21 protein-coding genes and 1 pseudogene are annotated in these 23,555 nt (G+C 31.8%); 14 read left to right on the top strand and 8 right to left on the bottom strand.

Features of this window, described 5'->3' with window-relative positions:
* Positions 1–41: 41 nt before the first annotated feature.
* Entirely contained in the window at positions 42–698 is a 657-nt protein-coding gene (locus tag ML436_12390) for a C39 family peptidase (GenBank protein ID UMT77911.1), read from the bottom strand.
* Between the two features lie 112 nt (positions 699–810).
* Here ML436_12390 and ML436_12385 point away from each other — a divergent pair, with 112 nt between their 5' ends.
* Complete coding sequence (locus ML436_12385) at positions 811–1,290, top strand: GyrI-like domain-containing protein (protein ID UMT77910.1); 480 nt, start codon at positions 811–813, stop codon at positions 1,288–1,290.
* Between the two features lie 243 nt (positions 1,291–1,533).
* On the opposite strand, the gene ML436_12380 is transcribed toward ML436_12385, so the two are convergent.
* The 3 genes and pseudogenes from ML436_12380 to ML436_12370 all read right to left on the bottom strand — a co-directional run bounded on the left by ML436_12380 (position 1,534) and on the right by ML436_12370 (position 4,797).
* On the bottom strand, positions 1,534–2,745 hold the full coding sequence (locus ML436_12380; GenBank protein UMT77909.1) for a multidrug effflux MFS transporter: 1,212 nt from the start codon (positions 2,743–2,745) through the stop codon (positions 1,534–1,536).
* 192 nt (positions 2,746–2,937) lie between these two features.
* On the bottom strand, positions 2,938–3,597 hold the full coding sequence (locus tag ML436_12375; GenBank protein ID UMT77908.1) for a hypothetical protein: 660 nt from the start codon (positions 3,595–3,597) through the stop codon (positions 2,938–2,940).
* Positions 3,598–3,655: 58 nt separating this feature from the next.
* Positions 3,656–4,797: pseudogene (locus ML436_12370) on the bottom strand (glycerate kinase).
* Positions 4,798–5,053: 256 nt separating this feature from the next.
* Between ML436_12370 and gtxA the strand changes: the two are divergent.
* From gtxA to ML436_12315, 11 genes are all read left to right on the top strand, one after another.
* Positions 5,054–5,440, top strand: a complete 387-nt coding sequence (gene gtxA / locus ML436_12365) for a flippase GtxA (protein ID UMT77907.1) — start codon at positions 5,054–5,056, stop codon at positions 5,438–5,440.
* Between the two features lie 133 nt (positions 5,441–5,573).
* Positions 5,574–5,681, top strand: coding sequence for a type I toxin-antitoxin system Fst family toxin (locus ML436_12360; GenBank protein UMT77906.1), 108 nt, complete (start codon positions 5,574–5,576; stop codon positions 5,679–5,681).
* A gap of 704 nt (positions 5,682–6,385) precedes the next feature.
* Positions 6,386–8,149 (top strand): ABC transporter ATP-binding protein/permease, encoded by a 1,764-nt coding sequence (locus ML436_12355; GenBank protein ID UMT77905.1) that lies wholly within the window; start codon positions 6,386–6,388, stop codon positions 8,147–8,149.
* Positions 8,150–8,184: 35 nt separating this feature from the next.
* Positions 8,185–9,918 (top strand): ABC transporter ATP-binding protein/permease, encoded by a 1,734-nt coding sequence (locus ML436_12350; GenBank protein UMT77904.1) that lies wholly within the window; start codon positions 8,185–8,187, stop codon positions 9,916–9,918.
* A gap of 231 nt (positions 9,919–10,149) precedes the next feature.
* On the top strand, positions 10,150–10,317 hold the full coding sequence (locus ML436_12345; protein UMT77903.1) for a hypothetical protein: 168 nt from the start codon (positions 10,150–10,152) through the stop codon (positions 10,315–10,317).
* A 54-nt stretch (positions 10,318–10,371) separates the two neighbouring features.
* Positions 10,372–11,058, top strand: a complete 687-nt coding sequence (bioD, locus tag ML436_12340) for a dethiobiotin synthase (GenBank protein UMT77902.1) — start codon at positions 10,372–10,374, stop codon at positions 11,056–11,058.
* Complete coding sequence (gene bioA / locus ML436_12335; protein ID UMT77901.1) at positions 11,036–12,394, top strand: adenosylmethionine--8-amino-7-oxononanoate transaminase; 1,359 nt, start codon at positions 11,036–11,038, stop codon at positions 12,392–12,394. Before bioD ends, bioA begins: the two co-directional genes overlap by 23 nt.
* Position 12,395: 1 nt before the next feature.
* Positions 12,396–13,403: a biotin synthase BioB gene (gene bioB, locus ML436_12330; GenBank protein ID UMT77900.1), complete on the top strand. Its 1,008-nt coding sequence runs from the start codon at positions 12,396–12,398 to the stop codon at positions 13,401–13,403.
* A complete protein-coding gene (locus ML436_12325) occupies positions 13,381–14,496 on the top strand; it encodes a pyridoxal phosphate-dependent aminotransferase family protein (GenBank protein UMT77899.1) in 1,116 nt (371 codons plus the stop codon). Before bioB ends, ML436_12325 begins: the two co-directional genes overlap by 23 nt.
* Before the next feature lie 10 nt (positions 14,497–14,506).
* On the top strand, positions 14,507–15,199 hold the full coding sequence (locus ML436_12320; protein ID UMT79520.1) for a 6-carboxyhexanoate--CoA ligase: 693 nt from the start codon (positions 14,507–14,509) through the stop codon (positions 15,197–15,199).
* A gap of 10 nt (positions 15,200–15,209) precedes the next feature.
* Positions 15,210–15,677 (top strand): QueT transporter family protein, encoded by a 468-nt coding sequence (locus ML436_12315; protein ID UMT77898.1) that lies wholly within the window; start codon positions 15,210–15,212, stop codon positions 15,675–15,677.
* A 50-nt stretch (positions 15,678–15,727) separates the two neighbouring features.
* Here ML436_12315 and hlgB read toward each other — a convergent pair whose 3' ends face one another.
* From hlgB to sbi, 4 genes are all read right to left on the bottom strand, one after another.
* On the bottom strand, positions 15,728–16,705 hold the full coding sequence (hlgB, locus tag ML436_12310; protein UMT77897.1) for a bi-component gamma-hemolysin HlgAB/HlgCB subunit B: 978 nt from the start codon (positions 16,703–16,705) through the stop codon (positions 15,728–15,730).
* A 1-nt stretch (position 16,706) separates the two neighbouring features.
* Entirely contained in the window at positions 16,707–17,654 is a 948-nt protein-coding gene (locus ML436_12305; protein UMT77896.1) for a leukocidin/hemolysin toxin family protein, read from the bottom strand.
* A 563-nt stretch (positions 17,655–18,217) separates the two neighbouring features.
* On the bottom strand, positions 18,218–19,147 hold the full coding sequence (gene hlgA, locus ML436_12300; GenBank protein ID UMT77895.1) for a bi-component gamma-hemolysin HlgAB subunit A: 930 nt from the start codon (positions 19,145–19,147) through the stop codon (positions 18,218–18,220).
* A gap of 515 nt (positions 19,148–19,662) precedes the next feature.
* A complete protein-coding gene (gene sbi, locus ML436_12295) occupies positions 19,663–20,973 on the bottom strand; it encodes an immunoglobulin-binding protein Sbi (protein UMT77894.1) in 1,311 nt (436 codons plus the stop codon).
* A gap of 704 nt (positions 20,974–21,677) precedes the next feature.
* Here sbi and ML436_12290 point away from each other — a divergent pair.
* Together ML436_12290 and ML436_12285 are read left to right on the top strand one after the other, a co-directional pair.
* Positions 21,678–22,544, top strand: coding sequence for a cation diffusion facilitator family transporter (locus tag ML436_12290; protein UMT77893.1), 867 nt, complete (start codon positions 21,678–21,680; stop codon positions 22,542–22,544).
* Positions 22,545–22,866: 322 nt separating this feature from the next.
* The gene (locus ML436_12285; GenBank protein ID UMT77892.1) at positions 22,867–23,553 is read left to right on the top strand and encodes a 2,3-diphosphoglycerate-dependent phosphoglycerate mutase; all 687 of its coding nucleotides are present in this window, start codon (positions 22,867–22,869) and stop codon (positions 23,551–23,553) included.
* The last annotated feature ends 2 nt before the right edge of the window (positions 23,554–23,555 follow it).

Below are 23,555 nucleotides of genomic sequence, written 5' to 3'. Positions count from 1 at the left end.
TAATATTTATTATGTTTTGCATACACGAGTAATGTGGGTACTTACGTGTGTTTATTTTGTTGTTGTGTTTCAATTGTATATGAATGAGGCTGTACATAAATGCACTTTCTACCGGGCGAATTAAAACTATATTCCATTTTTTCTTTACGAATTTTAATAATTTGTTTGCGATTAGGAAAAATAGCAGGTAGTACAAGACCACGTCTAATATGACTCCAAAGTGGATCAATATAGTAATAGTAATAATCGTCATAACCAATTAATAGCGTTACATGTATATTGGATACTTGTTTTGCTGGTTTATTATCAAATCGGAATACGCGTAGCAAAGGCTTTGATCCAAGGTTTGTATGATAAATTAACACTGGTTGCCCTTGATCGATAATCTTTTTAAGGTCATCTAGTGACTTACCAGTACCGTCTACGATATTCGGATTATATTGTTGTAAAAATGGCACATATGCTTCAGGGAAAATAGTTTGATGATAGTTGCCAAGCTTAATAAATAAGTGATGGCCAACATACCCTTTGTGAGGATTATTCGGGTGTGTAGGCCAATTTTTCATTATTTCTGTTGCAGGAACATGTTGATTATTATATTGCAACATCATAGCGGCTGATACACCTTCGCAACCCATAACCATTGGAATTGGGAATAGTTGACTGATAGGTTTAACTGGTAAAATTTTTCGGTTCATAATGTAATCCTCGCCTTTGTTCTGTAAATATTAATTATAATTATATATCTTAAGTTTGAAATGTCATATCAATTTGTTTGGCATTATAAAAATAAAAAGGAGATGGGCTTTTATGGAGTATAGGGAAATGAAACTTCCTGAACTGACTTTGTTTGGAATTAAGAAAATATATAAAAGTGGTCGTGAAGCACAACAACATATTGCAGAGTTTTGGAGAACGTGTTTTGCAGAAGGGACAATTTCTAAGTTACAAGCATTTAATAATGGTGTTTTAGATGGTTTGCTAGGTATTTGTATACCTAAAGCGAATGGGAAAATGTCTTATATGATAGCAGTTACTGTGACTAAAGACAATTGCTCAGTCTTTGATGATTTTGAATTAACAACTTTGCCAAGTTCAACATATTTTATTTTTGAAGCACAAGGTGTAGTTCCTGATGCAGTGCAACATAAAATGGAAGAAGTACATAATTATATGCATAAATATCATGGTGATCAGATTAAAGAAACGCCATTTTTTGAATATTATCAAGAAGGAGATACATCGAGCGAACAATATATTACGGAATTATGGATGCCAGTATATGAATGATAAATATATAGTTTCAACACTTATATATTGTTTGAATTTTAGTAGTACTAAATAAAATATTAGAAGAGGGTGAGACATAAAGATTTTGTGCTCTGGGAAACCGATTAACGGCGTCCCAAAAGCAGGATTTTCGGCAGAAACTCTCACGATTCGACAAAATTTGGAAAACAATTTCGCTCATCGTTCGGTTCTGCTCAAATCCTAAACGCTTTTGTCCCGACCTCTTCTATTTATGCAAACACTTTAAGCGGTATGTTGTTTTTTAATCATTTTAAAGTAAATAATTTGTAGGCTCACTAATAAAACTGCCGTAATAAAGATAATAATCATATATGGTGATGTATTGAATTCGCCTTTTAAACCAACTAAAGGTGCAATAATGCCTCCTAAAATAAATTGGAATAAGCCAAGTAGACTAGATGCGTTACCACTGCCACCTGTACGTTCTTCCATAGCCATCGTAAATCCTAAAGGTCCAATTGAAGTTACTGGACATACATTTAAGAAGAAAGCGACTAACAATACCCAAAGTGGTAATTGGAACGCAAGCGTCAAGATAATTAAAGCAACACCAGCGACTTGTATAATAGTTAAAATAATCAATAAAATATGACGATGTAACTTTTCAACTAATAATGCCACTATTTGACTGACAACAATTAGTCCTACGCCGTTAACAGCAAACATAATACTAAATTGTTGTGGTGTCATATGATACATTTTTTGGGTAATAAATGGAGATGCTGATGAATAACTGAAAAGCATCACATATGTTAAGCCTTGTAAAAGCATTGGAATTATAAATTCTGGCTTTTTCAAAAGGCTTCCGAAATCTTTAATTACACTACTAAAGTTAACTTGCTTTAATTCTTCTTTAGGTGTCTTAGGTAACTGAGATGCAACGCCAATTAAGATAATTAATGCTACAATCGTTAAAATTGTGAAAATTGAGCGCCAAGATGCAACGGATAGGGCTAAACCACCTGCTAAAGGTGCAAGTATAGTGATAATACCATTGACTACCATTAATGACGCTAAAAATTTTGCAAGGGCATTACCATTAAATTTATCTCCCGCAGATGCTTTGGCAATGACGATAACACCTCCGCCAGTTAAGCCTTGAATTAAGCGTAAAGTTAAAAATAGAGGTAATTGTGTAACGAACATAGACAAACCTGAAACCAATATGAAGATAATTAAAATAGACACAGCAATTCGTTTGCGTCCAAAGGCATCGGATAATGGACCAAAGATAAATTGTCCAAGTGCTAGGCCAATCATTGTGAATGATAGGGTTAATTGAATTTCTGATGTAGTAGAACCAAAATCACTTTGTACTCTAGGTAAAGATGGTACATACATATCTATAGTTAGAGGGCCAAACGCTGTCATGACACCTAACGTGATTAACAATAAAAATGAAAACTGTTTTGTTTTATTACTCGAAGATTGCATAATCCGTCTCCTTATTTTTTATAATTACGTTAAAGTATAAACGTTTTAAGTAGATTTGTATGTAGTTAGAATACAAGTTTATATAAAAAACCCTATACTTTACAACGGACCATCACAGTGTCGTGTTGGATACATAGAAAGTGTAGGGCTTTATTGTCTTAATTCATCAAATGACTAAAGTTAGATTAAACATTAATTACTGCTATTACTATCACCATTAAATAAGCTATCTAATTTTGATTTAATGCTGTCGAATTTTGTATTAATGTCATTTAACATACTTTCGATTTTACCTTGATTTTCATTGTTTTTGAGGGCATTGTTTGCTTCTTTTAATTTGTTGATTTGCTCTTGATAATATTGTGTCAGTTTAGAGTCTGCCTTGTTTTGCTCTTGTTGCTTTAGACTATCGATTTGGTTTTGTAAACTTTTGATAATACCGTCAGTATTTTGGTTGTTTTTAATGTTGTCTTTAGCATTATCTACATCTTTGTTGATCTGACCGTCTTGACTTTCGACTTGTTTTTTATAATTTTGAGAGACTTTAGGATCATTGCTTACTTTATCGTTATCGTTGTTAAGTAAAGCACGAGTGACAAAGATAGCAACTACAATTAAAAGAATGGCGATAATAACATATAACCATTTTTTTGACCGACGAGATTTTTCATTTTCTTCTTCAAGCATTTGTTCTCTACGATAATCTCTACCGTTATAATAACGTTCAGGATGTTCCTCGGGATTATTTTTAGCATTTTGTTGTCTATATGATGCATCTTCAGATTGATGTCGATGTTGTTGATTTCGGTTGTCATATTGATAAGAATCGCGATATTTATCAGTTCTTTTCATGGGTTTCACCTCATCCAGATTTTAACTGCCTAAGTATATTTAGTATGATACTTTGACATTATTGTAATTTTAAAATGCGAGCAATGTCAGTTGCAGTATTTAACAAATTTTGTTCACTATTTTGCAAGATGTTTTCTAATGAGCTAGGCGAAGAAATAATAGAAAATACACTATCAATACCGTAATCATAAACACTTTGATAATTTTCACCTAGACTGCCACAAATTGCGATGACAGGAATAAGATGTTGTTTAGCAGCTAACGCAACGCCTACGGGAGTCTTACCAAAAATAGTTTGATAATCCATTCGACCTTCTCCAGTAATAATAAGGTCTGCATCTTTAATTCTTTGATGAAAATTTGTAATGTCAAAGACGATATCAATACCTTTTGTTAATGTTGTGTCGAAGAAAGCTAATAAAGCAGCACCCATACCACCAGCTGCACCAGAACCTGGTACTTGATTAACAGATTTTCCTGTACATATTTTTATCTTATCATGATAATGCGACATTGCGAAATCCAACTTTGGTATCATCTTCGCATCCGCGCCTTTTTGAGGACCATAAATATAGGTAGCGCCGTGTTCACCTAGTAACGGATTAGTAACATCACATGCAACTTTAAATGTGACTTCTTTTAGCCTTGTATCAAGATTTGTTGTATCGATTTGTGCAATATGAGCAAGATTATCACCATGCATATGTAATAATTCCCCGTTTGCATCAGTAAACTGAACGCCCAGTGCACTTAGCATGCCTGTACCACCGTCATTGGTCGCACTGCCACCAATACCTAAAATAATCGTCTTAGCACCGTGATCTAAAGCATCTTTAATTAGTTCACCAGTACCATATGATGATGTATATAAAGGATTACGTTCTTCTTTTTTAATAAATCCAAACCTGACGCTGCAGCCATTTCAATAATTGCAATTTGTTGTTCGTCAGCGCGTGCATAACTCGCTTCAATAGGTCGCATTAAAGGATCATTAACGATGACTGTATATTTCGTTGCACCGGTTGCGTGCATTAAAGCATCAGTTGTTCCTTCACCACCATCTGCCATTGGAATGATGTCATAATTAATAGTGTTACCATAAATATTAGTAAATGCCTTCTTAATTGTATTGCCAACTTGCTGTGCGGTCATACTTTCCTTAAATGAGTCAGGAGCGATGACAATTTTTTGTAATTGCATAATAGACATCCTCTCATTACTGTTGTCGCTCTTATTGTATATAAAATCACTTGCGAACTAAAGTAATGTCTATAGCACTAATGAGTCGCACGATAAATCAGTTAAATTATAATGGCGTATAAGGATTAGGGGAAGGGACTAAATTTGCTGTGAAAGGGTATAAAGATTGAAATAAGCATATTTGAAGAGAAGCGGATTGGCACGCAATTTTGAGAACGTAGATATACATATATTTTGATGTTGAGGAGTTACACATATGAAACTAACACAAACGCATGCTGAAATTTTAAAATTTGTCATTGTTGGCGGCATTAATACGTTGAATTATTATGTTGTCTATTTATTGCTGTTAAAATTATTTCGCATTGAATATATGATTAGTCATATTACCGGATTTATAGTCGCTTTTGTGATTTCTTATTATTTGAATTGTTATTTTGTCTACAGAGTAAAACCTACTTGGAGAAAATTCATTAGTTTTCCAATTACGCAGCTTGTCAACGTAAGCTTACAAACAGTTTTATTATATGTTTTTGTATCCTGGCTAAATTTGCCAGCGGAAATTGCGCCATTTGCAGGTTTAGTGATTACGATACCCATCACATTTGTATTATCTAAATGGATTTTAAAAGATAGTAATTAAAGTAGCGTAAATCATTAAAAAGCGCTTTACTCGAGCATTAATATTGCGCGAAATATAATAAATAAATGATATAATATAATGGTCGCCTAACATCTCGGGCGTTACTTTAACGCAGAGAGGAGGTGTATGACGGATGTTCAATTTATTAATTGACATCATGACTTCAGCTATAAGCGGCTGTCTTGTTGCGTTTTTTGCACATTGGTTACGAACGCGCAACTATAAAAAAGGTGACAAATAACCAACACCTAAATAAATCCCCTCACTATGGCAGTAGTGAGGGGATTTGGTGTATTTAGATGTTCAATTTATTATGTAACTTATTATAGCATTGATGAACAAGGTATGCAATGTATTTTTAAAATATTACAATAAATGAATTTAATTATATTAGAATTAAGTATTTTGAAAAATGATTTAATAGTTGAGTCATAGGATCATTAGATAAAGAGAATAAATAATTATAGGGACATTGGGATACAAATCAATGTACTAGACTCTACAAGGTTATACTGAGGGGCCCCAACATAGAGAAATTGGACCCACAGTTTCTACAGACAATGCAAGTTGGCGGGGCCCCAACACAGAAGCTGGCAGAAAGTCAGCTTACAATAATGTGCAAGTTGGGGTGGGGCCCCAACATAGAGTTTTACTCATGTATTCCTATTTTTAATTACACATTAGCTGTGGCTAAGGATAAAGAATCACTACATAATAAATCGTTAGTGGTTCTTTATCATTTATGTCCAACTCCTTGTATAGTTTTAAAACAAATGTGTCATAAGCTTAAATGACATTGATAATTGTTATCAACTAATATATGATGTACTTGTAATAAGTATTAAAATTTAACAAATAACAAATTTATATTTTATCATCATTCAATGAAATAAATAATATAAGTGGCTTAATTTAGCTTATTAATTGAAAGGAGTTACATATACGATGAACAATCAGACAAATTGGATAAAGATACTCAGTGGATTTGCTTCTGATAGTAAATGGAAAATTATGTTATCAATTTTGTTGTCTATCATCAGTGTCTTTTCTGGATTAGTTCCTTATTGGGCAGTATTTAAAATTATTTTAATGATGATTAACAATACATATACGATTAATTCGATTATGGTTTATATCTTTATTGCTTTAATCGCTTATATTTCACAAGTGTGTTGTTTTGGAGCGTCAACGATGCTATCACATATTACGGCATATGAAATTTTATCTGAAATTCGTAAAAGATTAGCTCAAAAATTAATGCGTCTCCCTTTAGGTGTAGTGGAATCTAAGAAAATAGGTGAATTAAAAAATATATTTGTCGATAAGGTTGAAACAATAGAATTACCTTTAGCACATATGATTCCTGAAGTTATAGGAAACTTACTTTTGTCAGCTGCTATCTTTTTATACATAATGCTCATTGATTGGCGTATGGCTAGTGCCTTATTAGTAACGATACCAATTTCAATTTTCGCTTTTAAAAAAGTTATGTCTGGATTTAATGAGACATATGCTGAACAAATGAAATCGAATCATTATATGAATAGTGCGATTGTAGAGTTTATCGAAGGCATTGAAGTGATTAAAACATTTAATCAATCTCAAAGTTCATATAAAAAATATAAAGATGCAGTAGATAATTATAAAATTCACACTTTGAATTGGTTTAAAAATACATGGGGGTATATGAATTTAGGAGCTAGTGTATTACCTTCAACATTTTTAGGTATTTTACCGGTCGGCATGTATTTGATATCTATCAACCAATTAAACTATGCAGAATTTTTCCTATGTATCGTATTATCTTTAGGTGTAGTAGCACCGATTAAGAATTTTACTAATTATGTAAATCATTTAAAGTCCATACAATACGCATTGACTGAAGTGAATCAAATATTAAGTCTAGAAGAGTTAGTATTGTCAACAAAATTTAAGAAGCCTCAACATTATGAAATTGCTTTTAATAATGTTGGATTTTCATATAACAAGAATAAGGACGATCTGGTCTTTAAGCATTTATCATTTACAGTACCAGAAAATAATTTCACAGCAATCGTCGGGGCATCTGGTAGCGGTAAGTCAACCATTGCCAAGCTTATATCACGATACTGGGATGTGACTTCAGGTGAAATTACGATTGGCGGTATAAATATAAAAGATATTGAATCGAAACAACTTAACGATTTAGTTGGTTTTGTTGGACAAGATAATTTTTTATTAAATCTTACTTTTAAAGAAAATATTAAACTTGGCAATCCAGAAGCTAGTGATGAGGCGGTTGAAAAAGCTGCCAAGTTAGCACAATGTCATGAATTTATTGAAAAGTTGCCGGATGGATATGATACGAATGTTGGTACAGTGGGAGATAAATTGTCTGGTGGTGAAAGACAACGTGTCACTATTGCAAGAATGATATTAAAAGATGCGCCAATCATTGTATTAGATGAAGCGACTGCTTACGTTGATCCAGACAACGAACAAAAAATTCAAGAAGCATTAAATGTGTTGACGCAGGATAAAACATTGATTGTTATTGCACATCGGTTATCTACGATTCAACATGCAGATCAAATTATTGTTTTAGGTAAACAACAAATTTTAGAAAAAGGGTCACATCACTTATTGCTAAAATTAAACGGTAATTATAAGAAAATGTGGGATACGCACATGCATACAAAAGATTGGGGAATCAATACTGGACATAATTAAACTAATGAGAAAAGGAGGTCAAATATGTTTCAAATATGTTTCAAATTACATTTAAAATTTTAAACTGGATAAGACCATATAAAGCAAGAATGATTTTAGGATTTAGCATGTCATTTTTAAATGCTATTTTTATTGCGTTACCGATCTTTTTAGCTGCAAAAATATTTAATAATGTGCTATCTCATAAACCTATTTATATGAAAGATATATTGAGTGTTGTAATTATCATGGTTTTATTAGTGATTGGACGATTTATTACAGCATATTTCAAAAGCAGAAGCCATGAGAGTATTGCTTATGAAATGAGTGCGAAAGAACGCTTAGATATAGGGGATAAATTGAAAAATGTAAGGCTAGGTTACTTTAATTCGCATCATTCAAATGAGTTAACAACAATAGTAACAACTGATTTAACCTTTTTAGAAAACTTTGCTATGAAAATGGTGGACGTTGTTGTTAATGGATACATATTAATTACAGTACTCATATTGTCTCTACTTGTAGTTTCGTGGCAAGTATCATTATTAGCATGCATTGGCGTATTACTATCATTTTTTGCGATTCAATTATTAGAAAGAAAGAGCCGACAAAATGCGCCAGCGTATCATAATGTACAAAACCAATTAGTGGAAAAGGTATTGGAGGTTATTCGTGGTATTCAAGTAATAAAATCATTCGCGAAAGAAAATACGAGTCTTAAAAGTTTTAACCAAGCAGTCAATGAAAGTAAACGTATAAATACAAAAATAGAAATGCAATATATCCCATTCAATTTATTGCATTTACTTAGTTTAAAAGTTGTTTCAATAATGATTGTATTAGTTGCATGCTTATTGTATATGAATCATAGTATTGATTTACCTACCCTTATTATGATTTCAATTTTTTCATTTGTGATATTTGATAGTGTTGAAAACATTAATAGTGCAGCACACGTACTTGAAATGATAGATATGACGATAGATGATATTGAAAAGATAAAAAATGCTCCAGAATTGGATGAGAATGGAAAAAAATTAACGATTAAAAATGAAAATATCGCTTTTCAAAACGTGAATTTTTCATATGATGATAAACAAGTGATAAAGAATGTGAATTTTGAGATACCTACACAAACATCAACAGCGATAATTGGACCTTCAGGAAGTGGGAAATCTACATTGTGTTACTTACTCTTACGCTTTTATGATATCGATGATGGAAATATTCGCATCGATGGTGTTGATATTAAAGATATGACATTAAGTACGTTAATGTCGAAAATTAGTGCAGTATTTCAAAAGGTGTATTTATTTAATGATACGATTGAAAATAACATATTATTTGGCAATCCAGATGCAACGAAAGAAGAAATTATTCGTGCAGCGAAGCAAGCATGTTGTCACGACTTCATCATGTCATTACCTGAGGGATATCAAACAATGCTAAATGAAAAAGGCAGTAATTTATCTGGAGGAGAAAAGCAGAGGATATCTATTGCTAGGGCGATATTAAAAGATGCACCAATAATTATTTTAGATGAAGCAACTGCAAGTATTGACCCTGAAAATGAACAGCTGATTCAAACGGCAATTAATGAATTAAGTAAAGGCAAAACAGTAATTACAATTGCACATAAACTTGAAACAATTAAAAATGCAGATCAGATTATAGTGCTCAATGAAGGTGAAATAATTCAAAAAGGTAGTCATGACGAATTAATTCGAAAACCAGGAATGTATCAAGACTTTATAAGAATAAAAAGTAAGTCAGCAGGATGGAAATTATAAATAATAGTTTAATATGGAATCAGAATGTAGAAATAACAAAGGTGACAAATAACCAACACCTAAATAAATCCCCTCACTACTGCCATAGTGAGGGGATTTGGTGTATTTAGATGTTCAATTTATTATGTAAGTAATTATAGCATTGATGAACAAGGTGTTAAATGTAATATTACAATTAAAGGGATTTTTTAACAACATAGTAAAGCTAGGATGCCTTTCTATAATGAAATAATGCAATTATTAATTTTAACTGACATATTTTATCGAATCGCTGTTTATATCTGCCCTAATTCCGTAAGAAATCTTAGACATTTCAATAGCAAGGTCAAGATTTTGCCAAAATTTATAGTTATACGGAGAAGTTTAAATTCATGTTTTCTTGAAAAATATGCGCCTTAAATGTAAACTTATTAATTGTAAAAGTTTACATTTGGATTGAGGTGCTTATTTTTTATGAGGATTTTTATTACAAGTACGAATACTGATGTAGGCAAAACCTATGTTACAAAGCATTTATACCATGCTATGAAAACACGTGGTCATCGTGTTTGTATTTTCAAACCTTTTCAAACTGAAGAGTTGCCGGATGGGACGTTTCCAGATTTAGAAGTGTTTAAAAATGAATGTGATTTAAGCTATGACATAACGTCACTCTATACTTTTAAGCAACCTGTATCACCACACCTTGCATTTAAAATGGCAGATCAAATTTTTCTAAATAAGCAGCGTGTATTAGATAAGGTGAAAGTTTTAGATAAGGAATTTGATATTGTCTTAATCGAAGGTGCAGGAGGTATAGGCGTTCCACTATACGAAGGCAAAGAAAACATCTATATGACCAAAGATTTAATTAATGATTGTGCAGATTGTGTCATCAGTGTGTTGCCATCAAAATTAGGTGCTATTAGCGATGCCATTGTTCACCAAGATTATGTTAATCATTATGTATCGGCGAGTAACTTTTTAATTATGAATCACTATACAAACAGCTATATTGAAAAAGACAATCAAATTACGATTGGAAAATTAACAAATAAAACAGTCTATACATTTGAAGAACATGCCACGTATGAAAATTTCTCAGAAGCATTTTTACAACAATTAATAGGAGTTAAAAATGAATTACACACAACAACTTAAACAAAAAGACTCAGAATATGTTTGGCATCCATTTACACAAATGGGTGTATATAGCAAAGAAGAAGCAATCATCATTGAAAAAGGAAAGGGTAGTTACCTTTACGATACGAATGGCAATAAATATTTAGATGGTTATGCATCGTTGTGGGTCAATGTGCATGGTCATAATAACAAATACTTGAATAAGGTAATTAAAAAGCAACTCAATAAAATTGCCCATTCTACGCTGCTAGGATCATCAAATATTCCGTCAATAGAACTTGCGGAAAAATTAGTCGAAATCACACCAAGCAAACTAAGAAAAGTTTTTTATTCCGATACAGGTAGTGCGTCTGTTGAAATCGCAATAAAGATGGCATATCAGTATTGGAAAAATATTGATCGAGAAAAACATGCCAAGAAAAACAAGTTTATAACGCTAAATCACGGTTATCATGGCGATACGATTGGTGCGGTAAGTGTTGGTGGTATCAAGACTTTTCATAAAATATTTAAAGACTTAATATTTGAAAATATTCAAGTAGAGAGTCCGTCATTATATCGAAGTAATTATGAAACAGAAGATGAAATGATGGCAGCTATTTTACAGAATATCGAGCAAATATTAATTGAAAGAAATGATGAAATCGCAGGGTTTATTTTAGAACCATTAATTCAAGGTGCGACAGGCTTATTTGTCCATCCTAAAGGCTTTTTGAAAGAAGTCGAGAAATTGTGCAACAAATATAATATCTTATTAATTTGTGACGAAGTAGCTGTTGGCTTTGGCAGAACCGGGGAGATGTTTGCTTGTAATCACGAAGATGTACAGCCGGATATTATGTGCTTAGGCAAAGCGATTACAGGTGGATACTTACCACTTGCGGCAACACTAACATCTCAAAAAATATATGATGAATTTTTAAGTGATTCGCACGGTGTGAATACCTTTTTCCATGGTCATACATATACGGGAAATCAAATTGTATGTACGGTAGCTTTAGAAAATATAAATCTGTATGAAAAACTTAATTTATTGTCTCAAATTAAAAAAACGTCATCAACGTTGGAGAAGCAGTTATATGCGCTGAAGAGTCATCCAAATATCGGTGATGTCAGAGGACGGGGATTAATGTTTGGCGTTGAGCTCGTTGCAGATAAAGATAGTAAGGCGCCATTAGAAATTGAAAAAGTTGAACGTATTGTCCGTAATTGTAAAGAAAATGGGCTAATGATTAGAAATTTAGAAAATGTCATTACGTTTGTGCCAGTGTTAAGTATGTCAAATAAAGAAGTGAAAACGATGGTACGTATTTTTAAAAAGGCAGTACATAACATATTAGATAGGAAGTGTTAATATGAATTTGGCTAAACGCATATTACAAGGGGAACAATTAACAAAAGACGCAGTATTAAAACTTTATGAAGATAAGAACATTGACACATTAGATTTATTAAATGAAGCGTATATTTTAAGAAAACATTATTTTGGTAAAAAAGTGAAATTGAATATGATATTAAATGCCAAAAGTGGGATATGTCCTGAGAATTGTGGGTACTGTGGACAATCAAGAGATATTAAACAAAAACAGCGATATGCTTTAATTCCAGAAGAACAAATTATCGATGGTGCAAAGGTGGCGCATGATAATCATATTGGAACATATTGTATTGTTATGAGTGGTAGAGGACCAAGCGATAAAGAAGTTGATCATATTAGTAACACTGTAAGAACGATTAAATCTCAACACCCGCAACTGAAAATATGTGCATGTTTAGGATTAACGAATGACGAACAAGCTAAGAAACTTAAGTCAGCTGGTGTAGACAGATATAACCACAATATTAATACAAGTGAAAATTACCATGATAACGTCGTGACAACGCATAGTTATAAAGATAGAACAGATACGATAGAACTGATGAAAGCAAATAATATCTCACCATGTTCTGGCGTGATTTGTGGTATGGGAGAATCTAATCAAGATATTGTTGATATGGCGTATGCTTTAAAAGAAATGGATGCAGATAGTATTCCGATTAACTTTTTACATCCAATTAAAGGTACAAAGTTTGGAAGTATGGATGATTTAACACCAATGAAATGTTTAAGAATCGTAGCATTATTCCGATTAATTAATCCTACGAAAGAGATTCGTATTGCTGGAGGTAGAGAGGTGAATTTACGTTCGTTACAACCTTTAGCATTAAAAGCAGCGAATTCAATATTTGTCGGCGATTATCTAATTACTGGTGGGCAACCGAATCAATTAGACTACGATATGATAAATGATTTAGGCTTTGAAATTGATTATGGCACTTGTGAAAATAAGGAAAACAAGAATGATGTTTCAAGAGCAAATTGATTTATTACAACAGAAAGGGTTATATCGGTCGCTTAAATCGGTAGGGTATATAGATAGACAGTATATTGAAGTAGAAAATAAGCGATGTACGAACTATACATCTAATGATTATTTAGGATTAGGTCAAATAGCCTTTGATCAAGTCGATTTCGAAAGTTTTTTGCGGAAATATAGTTATCACTTATCAAGTTCAAGATTGATTAGTGGAAGTTCGGTAGCTTATGAAGAGATTGAATCTATGTTAGCAGGTTGGCTCGGATATAGTGCGTGCACGATTTTTAATAATGGTTATGATGCGAATTTGGCGTTGTTTAATATTTTCAAAAATAAAAATTGTGTCGTGTTTTCAGATCAAGAAAATCATGCGAGTATTATTGACGGTATTAAGTTAAGTAGTTTAGAAAAAGTGATATATAAGCATTTAGATATTGCTGATTTAGAAAAAAGGTTAGCTCAATTTGCAAATCAAAATATACAAAAAATAATCATATCTGATAGTGTATTTTCAACGAATGGTGATGTTGCTGATATTGAGCAATTAGTATGGTTAAAGCGCAAATATAAGGCAATATTGATACTTGATGTTTCGCATAGTTTGGGATTAGAAGATATCTCAAATTATAGGGAAGTTGATATATTGACTTCAAGTTTGTCGAAAGCATGTGGTGCGTATGGTGGTGTGATTCTTAGTCCAAATGATGTGAAGGATATGTTAGTAAATCACGGTAGACCACTCATCTACTCAAGTAGTTTGCCAATTTATAATCTGTATTTTATAAAAAGAAATGTTGAGAAGTTAATAAATGCTGATGATAGACGCGCTAAATTAAATAATTTGAGTGAATATTTTAACCAAAAGTTAAAAGCACGTAACGTTAATTATAATAGTTCAAACTCGCCGATTAAGTTTATTGAGTTTGATGACTTAGAAGCGGCACAGAACATTCATCAAACATTATTAAAGCATCATCTATTTACTAGTTATTTAAGGTATCCAACTGTTACGAAGCCAATGTTAAGAATATCATTATCGTATTTTCATACTAAACAAGATGTAGATAGGTTGTTTGAAATTTTGCATCAAGAAGTTTGAGGTGATTGTCATTTATAGTATAAAAATGCGTGCTAGCAACCAAGATGTGCACATTAGTGGTGCTGAAACGATATGCGAACTTGAAAACATAGAACGGACTATTCAAAAATTTTATAATAAAGGATTTTTTCACGAAAATGGCCAGCCAGATTTTCTAAATATAAAGATTCAAAAAATAACGACACCTATTAAGCAAATAAAAGCTTTGTCTATTATTGAAAATGATAAAGCGAATCTCCAAAATTTAATACTGGCATGTGGTATTACTGAACAAGCGCTAAATCGAGGGATGAGATATATTAAAAATGAAACGGTTTATACAGGCGCTATTATTCTATCTGCTACTTCTGGTAAACGTTTAGATTCATTTGGACAAAGGGGGATTAGGGCAACGCACTTTTCGTTTAAAGATATAAATTGCAAAGCGAACTTAACTGAAAGAGTGAAGGATGCCTTAGCAATTGCAAGTTGTATCAATGCGCATTCGTATGTCAAAGGAGAACTTTGTGTGTCTGATGACTTAACGTATACAACAGGATATTTTGCGTCTGCTAAAATGGGCTACCATCGATTATTTGATATTAAACCTATTAACACAAGATATGGAGGCAGAATAATATTTGTAGACTATAGTATTGATTTAGATCATTACATATCATTTTTAGAAAGCACACCGAAGCAAGTTATTTATGAAACGGTATAGGAGTTTTAGTATGACATCAAAAGATATGACGCAAATAAGTGCGATTGCAGCGATATTAACGATTTTAGCAGTTTTGAAAATACCTTCTATTTTACCGGGACTAGATTTTCAATTATCTGCACCAGTAGCATTATTGATACTAGCTTTCTTTGGAATTAAAAAATATTTTTTAGGTGGATTGTTATCTAGTATCATTTTGCTTATACTCGGCGTATTTAATCCAATCAATGTGATGATATCTTTAACTTTTAGATTAATTGCAATATTTGTAGTTTATTTATTGAAAATAAATGTACTTTCGTTAGTTTTAGCAAGTGTTTTGGGAAGTTTATTATCTAGATTATTGTTATCGATCATTTTAAATTTACCTGTATGGGCGGTATTGCTAAACGCGATTCCAGGAATTATATTTACAATTATATTGGCAATTCCATTGTATTTAGCTTTAAGAAAAAGAATGGCAGTCTTATTAAGATAATAAATTAAAAAACGGTCGTCTCAATTAACAGTGACGACCGTTTTTCCTACCTATTTATTGATTTCAGTTTCTTTTGTATCTAACAATTTCACTTTGTGATTTTCCCAATCAATTTCATATGTTGATTTAAATGTTCTTGTTTTAAAGTTTTTATAATTCGCGCCTGCCCAGTAGAAGCCATTCCAACGAATTTGGTATAAGTCCATTTCACGCTGATATGTTACGGTGATTTTAGATTTTTTAGCGCCATTTTGTTTATGTGACAATACACTTAAAAATTCCGGATTAAAGTTACTTCTTGATAATAATGGCATTTGATGTTGCGCAATGAAGTTTTGGCCTGCGTATGAACTGCTTTGTCTACCAGCCAAGAAGAGTTCATTGCCATATGTTGGATGGAAACTATCTCGTCCATAAGGTCCCCAACCATTATTCATAATTTTATGTGCTTCAACACCCCAGCCAACATTTTTATAATTTGTGTTGTGGCTTAATGTTGTTCTATAGCTTTCTTGTTTATAATTAATTGTTTCTGAAAACGCAGTGTTTCCGTTAAGTCCACCAGATAAGCCATTAGAGATACTAATGTCTCCACCGAATGTGTAACCTAAAGTATTTTGGACTTGAAACTCTTCATTTTGATTTTTAGGTGCATAATCAACGACGTTTACTGAATCGTTAGATTGTGAACTAATTGATACATTATATTTTGCACCCCAATATAATTTTGAAAAATCATAGTCTTTAGGGTTAGGTTTTTCATAACCTGAGTTAATATTACCTGCAGCTTTAAGCACTAAAGTATCTTTATCATAACTTTTATCTTTGATGAAATTGAATGTTAAAATCTGTGAAATTTTAAATTTATCAGAATCTGCTGTGGCTGTTGTTTTGTATAGAGTAACTTTGTCATCGACTTTTTTGACGCTTACTGGTGTGATTTTGCCTTCAGCATTAGCAGTATTAGAAAGCAATAATAATGCCATAGACGTAGCAACGGATGATTTGACTAATTTATTCATTTTCATATCAATTCTGTCCTTTCACCTTGATTTCATGAGTCTTCCAATTGACCTCGTATTTCACAGTATAGTTTCTATTTACAAATGCATTATGGACTCTATGTCCATCTAAATAACTGTTGCCATAATGTGTTGATCTTTTAATGGCGTGAGTGACGTCCATATTTCTACCGTAAGTAATTTCAAACTCGCTTGTATCACCTGATCCTTTTTCATGAGATACTGTTGCGATAAATGAAGGGTTAAAACCACTTTGTACTAAAGGTGGCAATTCGCTGTCTGGAACAAAATAATCTCTAGGGTCTTTACTGTGAGGTTTATAACCTACACATAGATCGCTATCAAATGCTGACTTTTGACCTGATTCAGTTGCAAATGAATTTGCTTTAACGCCCCATAAAACACCTTTAGAGTTTTGTTGTTCTACTTCACTGACATAATTTTGTTGTGTATAGCTAATCGATTTAGAGTAGTTAAATGATCCATTACCACCGAGTGATGGGGCTGACTGGAAATTACCACCGATGTTGTATCCTAATGTCTGACTCACATTTGTAGATTCAATTTTATTTTTAGGTAAATAATTAATTAATGAGACATTAGGGTCGTTTGTTTTTAAACCAATATTGTATTGGAAGGGCCAACGCATAGCTTTAACATGATTACTTTTTTTATAGTTGTAGTATGCTGTTCTAGAGCTAATAAAGCCTTGCATTTTTAAAATTAAAGCATCTTTGTTATATTTTTTATCCTTTACAAAGTCGAATTGGATGTTTTGAGTTACACCCCATTTATTACTTGTTTTATCTTCTGTCCTTTTGATAATTTCTACATCGCTTCCTTTACCGATGTCTTCTGTATCGTTAGCAGCTTTAGCATTTTCGAATAACGGAGTGGCAAGGGGAGCAATTAAACTAACATATAATGTTGTAGCTAACATTTTATTTTTAAGCATAAGTTTCACTTTCTTTCTATAATTTTATTTAACTTAATTAAATAATAATATATTTTGAACGTTATTATAATTAACTGTTCATTAACAATTGACTATTATCAACTTTCTTTGAAATTAAGTTAAAAATGCCATAATTCCGTTCAATAATATCTTTTTGTTTGGAATGACAAAAACTAGTTTTGTGAGAAATACACTTAATAATTCCTTACTATTGTTGACAGCTATAAACATTTTTTAGGAAATTACTTACACGAATATCTTAAATTTATTTTTAATTAATGTTTGTAAAAATAAAATTTTGAATTTTGAGATTTTATTTATCTACTGCTAAAAGTTAATTGTTTATTAACTGTAGAATAATTATTTAAGTTTTAATTTTAAATTGATTCGTTTGTATTATAAGTGTAACTATTATGGTGCGACACTTTATTTTTATAAATATCGTTTGCTATTTTAAATTTAATGCACGATGAAATTCTTTAGTGTTACGATGCTGGTTCAATAAGAAAAAATCCTAAGACAAATATGATGTGTCCCAGGATTTTGTAAAATGATTGAACTGTTTACTTAGGTGTGATGCTTTTAATTTTTACTTCATGTGTTTTCCAGTTCACTTCATATTTAACTGTAACGTTTCTGTTTTTAAAAGCATCATGTTTTCTATCAACGGCTAAACGGTGTCTTGTCACGTATGCATATGTAGCATCCATGTTTCTGCCGTAAGTGATTTCAAACTCGCTTTTATCTCCTTTACCTCTTTCGTGTGACAATGTTGTAATAAATGATGGATTAAAGCCACTTTGGATTAAAGGAGGTAGTTGATTATCTGGGACGAAATAGTCTCTTGCTGCTGGACCAGTTGGGTCTTGCGCGAATAAGTATTGATCATAGGCAGAAACTTGACCATTCGGTGTAACGAATGAATTTGCTTTAACACCCCATTTAACACCTTTAGAGTTCTGGCTTTCTACTTCAGTAACATAGTTTTTTTGATTATAGCTAATTGTTTTAGAGTAGTTGAATGAGCCACTGCCTCCAATTGATGGGGCTGTTTGGAAGTTGCCGCCAATATTATAGCCTAATTTCTGGCTTACATCTGCTGAGTCTATTTTATTTTTAGGAAGGTAATTAATTAAATCAACATTAGGGTCTTTTGTTTTTAAACTAATATTATATTGGAAAGGCCATATCATTCTTTTAATATATGGATATTTTTTTAAGTCTGAATAAGTAGTTCTAGAGCTAATAAAGCCTTGCATTTTAACAACTAGGGCATCTTTGTTATATTTTTTATCTTTTACAAAATCAAATTGAATGTTTTGAGTTATTGCCAATCGTTTGCTAGTAATGTCTTGTGTTCTTTTGATTATTTCTGCACCTTGGCCGATATCTTCTATCTTATTTTCTGCTTTAGAAATTTCTATAAATGGATTGGCTAAAGGTGCGATTAAACCAATTGCTAAAGTAGCTGTTAATATTTTATTTTTAATCATAGAAATCACTTTCTTTCTATTTAATATTTCTTTCATATTTAGAATAATTTATTTGAAAGCGTTTTCACATTAACTATTCGTTAAAAGTTAATTACTATCAACATGCATTGAAGAGACATTTTTGTTTAATGAAAAATGATGTTTTAATGTTTAGTTGTATTTGGGGAAATTTTTTAGGTGTAAACCTTTATATATCGATACAACAATATTTTGTAAAGTTTTTTTGGTTTTATTTCTGTTTGATTTTAATAAATTAAGTTAAAGTGAGGAAGGTTATGACATAATTTGTATTGATACATCGTTAATAAGTTTGAGCGTATTCAACTAAAAGATGAACTATTCGTTAACGAAGAAATCTTTATTTAATAAGTAGGGAATTGAATATGGAATGTTTGACTATAAATAATACAAAGAACCGTTGCTTCATTTTAGGAACAACGGCTCTTATTCACGGATATTTTAATACGAAAATTATTTAAAAATAATGTAAAACTAGAGAAGATATTTTTGATTGATTATTTCCAGAATGATAATAAATTAGTTAATGTATTTTTAATTGATGACGCTGTTTCTTGAGCTTTAATAGCTGTTTTTACTAGAGTTGGGTTTTGGTAGAAAGTATATAACACTTTACCAGTATTGATTGATTCAGTTACATAGTTTCTTACTTGTGCGTAAGATTTAGCTAATTGGCCGTTTTTGTCATCAACTTTTAATGGTTGAATATAAGAATCATAACCACTACCTAGAACAGTTAATACAGCTTTGTCAATCGTACCTTTGTATTTGTAGTACGTATTATAGTAGTACTTTGCATTTTCATATTTGTCTTTATAGCTTTTATAAGTATCTGTTAAATATTTATAACCATAGTTAAATGAATCTTTTAATGATTGATAGTAGCCTAGTAATTTTGATTGAGGAACTTCAACTTTAGGTGATTGAATTTTAGGAACCTCAACTTTAGGTGATTCAGCTTTAGGTTTTTCAATTTGTGGTGATTGAATTTGAGGGACCTCAACTTTTGGTGATGATTTCTTTTCAGCATCTTTTTGAGCTACTAATGTATCTAATTGTTTTTGTAAGTGTTCTTTAACATCCATTGGTGCTTTGTTAACTTCACGTTGTGCTAAACGTCTGTTTTCAATTGAATCTTTGTTGTTTAATTTTGTGATTGCATCGTTTGCTGCTTTAACACGTTCATCATGACGAACGATTGCTTTTTCAATAGAAACTTTTTCTACAAAACGATTGTTTTTATCGCGTAAATCTTTAGGTAATTTTGAATTTGCTTCATATGCTGCTGATTTATCATGTGGCGCTTTGTTATCTTGGAAATCTTGGATTGCTTTATTAGCATTTTCAATATTTTGACGTTCTTTTGCTTTGGAAGCTTGAACTGATTCTACCCAAACTTGTTGGCTTCTATCTGGATTTTCTTTAATTTGTGCAATGTAGTTATTTTTTTCTGCTTCAGTTAAATTATTGTTTTTAAGAACATTATAAAAAGCGTTTTGTTGTCCAACGCGACGATCAGGGTTTTTGCTGTCTTTAAGTGACTCACTGAAAACCTCTTGAGCGCGTTCAGGGTGTTCGCGTAATGTTTTTATGTATTGGTCACGTTGTTCTTCTGTGATGCCTTTCAAATGTAATACTTGGTAAAATGCTTTTTGTTGATCGGTTACATAGTTGTTTTGAGTTGTTTGTTGTTTAGTTGAAGTTTGTTGAGTGTTTTCACTCGCTTTTGCTTCCCCATTTGAAATCATTGTAGCTAAAGTAATTGTTGCTGCCCCAACTAGCAACTTAGAGATGTGTTTGTTTTTCATGTTAATTCCCTTTCTTTTTACATATTAAATTTATTGTATGCTTTTAGAATTTATCACAGGCGCATACAAATGGACATTAACTAATTATTAACTAATGTTAACTAATCGATTAACTTGTGTTAACTAACCAAACAAGCCTTTAATTCAGAATATTCAGCGTGTTTTTAGAGGGGGAAATGAATGTAGTTTCGACATATATTCTGACAAATAGGAAGAATTGAGAACCTTTCTAGCTCATAAATATCGCAGAAAACAGAGGAACACATTAGTTAGCTTCGCTACTCATGCGTAGGGACCCAACATAGAAACTTTCGAGATGAAAGTTAACAAGCATGGGAAGTTGGGCGCCTTTCTAGCTCATAAATATCGCAGAAAACAGAGGAACACATTAGTTAGCTTCGCTACTCATGCGTAGGGACCCAACATAGAAACTTTCGAGACGAAAGTTAACAAACAGGAAGAGTTGGGCGCCTTTCTAGCACATAAATATCGCAGAAAGCAGAGGAACACATTAGTTAGCTTCGCTACTAATGCGTAAGCCTTTCTAGCTCATAAATATCGCAGAAAGGCTAAAAAAATATTAGGGAATGCTAATGAAATAATTAGTTTAATTTTATAAAAATTTATAAAAAATAAAAACGTTGTAAATTTAAAATGAATCATTCATAATATTGTTACTATACTAATTCAAGGTGGTTCAACGCATGTCTCATAATGAAAATCTTAAATTGGCACAACGTGGCGCTTATTTAAGTTTAACCGTATATATTATCTTATCCATAGTTAAATATGTGACAGGTTTTGTCTTTAATTCTGCAGCAGTTAGAGCAGATGCATTAAATAATATGACAGATATTATTGTATCTTTAGCCGTTATCATTGGATTGAAAATTTCTATTAAACCAGCTGATAGAAATCATCCATATGGTCATTTGAAATCTGAAAACATCTCTTCTTTATTAGTGTCATTCGTTATTATGTTTGTCGGTATCCAAGTAGTTATTCAAAATGGACCTCGTCTATTTAAAGAAGATGATGTTGTGCCAAATGCAATAACAATTATTATCAGTTTAATTAGTGGTCTTGTTATGTTGGCTGTGTTTATTATTAATCAACGCTTAGCGAAAAAGACGAAAAGTAGTTCTTTAAATTCAGCTGCAAAAGATAATCTATCTGATAGTTTAGTCAGTATCGGAACAGCAATTGGATTAATATTTACACAAATAGGTTTTCCAATCGTCGATATTATTTTGGCTACACTTTTAGGTCTATTAATTGTTTATACAGGTTTCGGTATTTTTAAGGAAGCTATATTTATGTTAAGTGATGGATTTAATGAGACAGAATTAGAAGAGTATCGTAACGATATCTTAGATGTTGATGAAGTACAAGATGTTAAAAGTATTAAAGGACGATATCATGGAAGTAGTGTATTTATCGATGTAACAATTGTTGTGGATGCGAGTCTATCTCTAGTAGAAGCACATCGAATTTGTGATAAAGTTGAACATCATTTACATAAACAAGGTATTTCTTCAGTGTATGTACATCCTGAACCAGACCATCTATAAGTATTTTACACTTTGATAGATAAATTTTTATCTATTGAAGTGTTTTTCTTTGTTATAGAATTAGGGTAACCTAAAAATATTTTTAGAACCTTAGAAAAATAAAAGGGAAAGGTGTATAATATGATTTGTTAATAGGAAGTTATTTATTTGTTTATGAATTAAATAAATGAAAATGGGGAATAGGATTTATGTATTCTATATCTATAAACTATCGATTTAATTTTTTGAATTTAAAGCAAACCATAAGTTTCATTACAAAAGTTAAATCATTTCAGTTTTCCTGAAATAACATCCTAAGATAAAAGGAAAGAGGTTATGAATTATGCCAAAATTAATTTTATGTCGACATGGACAAAGCGAGTGGAATGCTAAAAATTTATTTACTGGATGGGAAGATGTTAATTTATCTGAACTAGGTATTAATGAAGCTACTAGAGCAGGAGAAAAAATAAGAGAAAATAATATTGCAATTGATGTAGCATTTACATCATTACTGACACGTGCTTTAGATACAACGCATTATATTTTAACTGAATCTAAACAACAATGGATTCCAGTTTATAAAAGCTGGCGCTTAAATGAGCGTCACTATGGTGGATTACAAGGTTTAAATAAAGATGATGCTAGAAAAGAATTCGGTGAAGAACAAGTTCATATTTGGCGTCGTTCTTACGATGTGAAACCACCAGCAGAAACTGAAGAACAACGTGAAGCATACTTAGCTGATCGTCGTTACAATCATTTAGACAAACGCATGATGCCATATTCAGAAAGCTTAAAAGATACTCTAGTGCGTGTGATTCCATTTTGGACTGATCACATTTCACAATATTTATTAGATGGCCAAACAGTATTAGTTTCTGCGCACGGAAATTCTATTCGTGCATTAATTAAATATTTGGAAGATGTTTCTGATGAGGATATTATTAACTACGAAATTAAAACAGGTGCCCCGCTTGTTTATGAATTAACAGATGATTTAGAAGTTAAAGATAAATATTACTTATAAAA

Origin of the sequence: Staphylococcus roterodami (assembly GCA_022493055.1) — a bacterium.
Classification (GTDB): domain Bacteria; phylum Bacillota; class Bacilli; order Staphylococcales; family Staphylococcaceae; genus Staphylococcus; species Staphylococcus singaporensis.
Note: the sequence above shows the minus strand (reverse complement) of the source record. Positions and strands in the feature narration are given on the sequence as shown.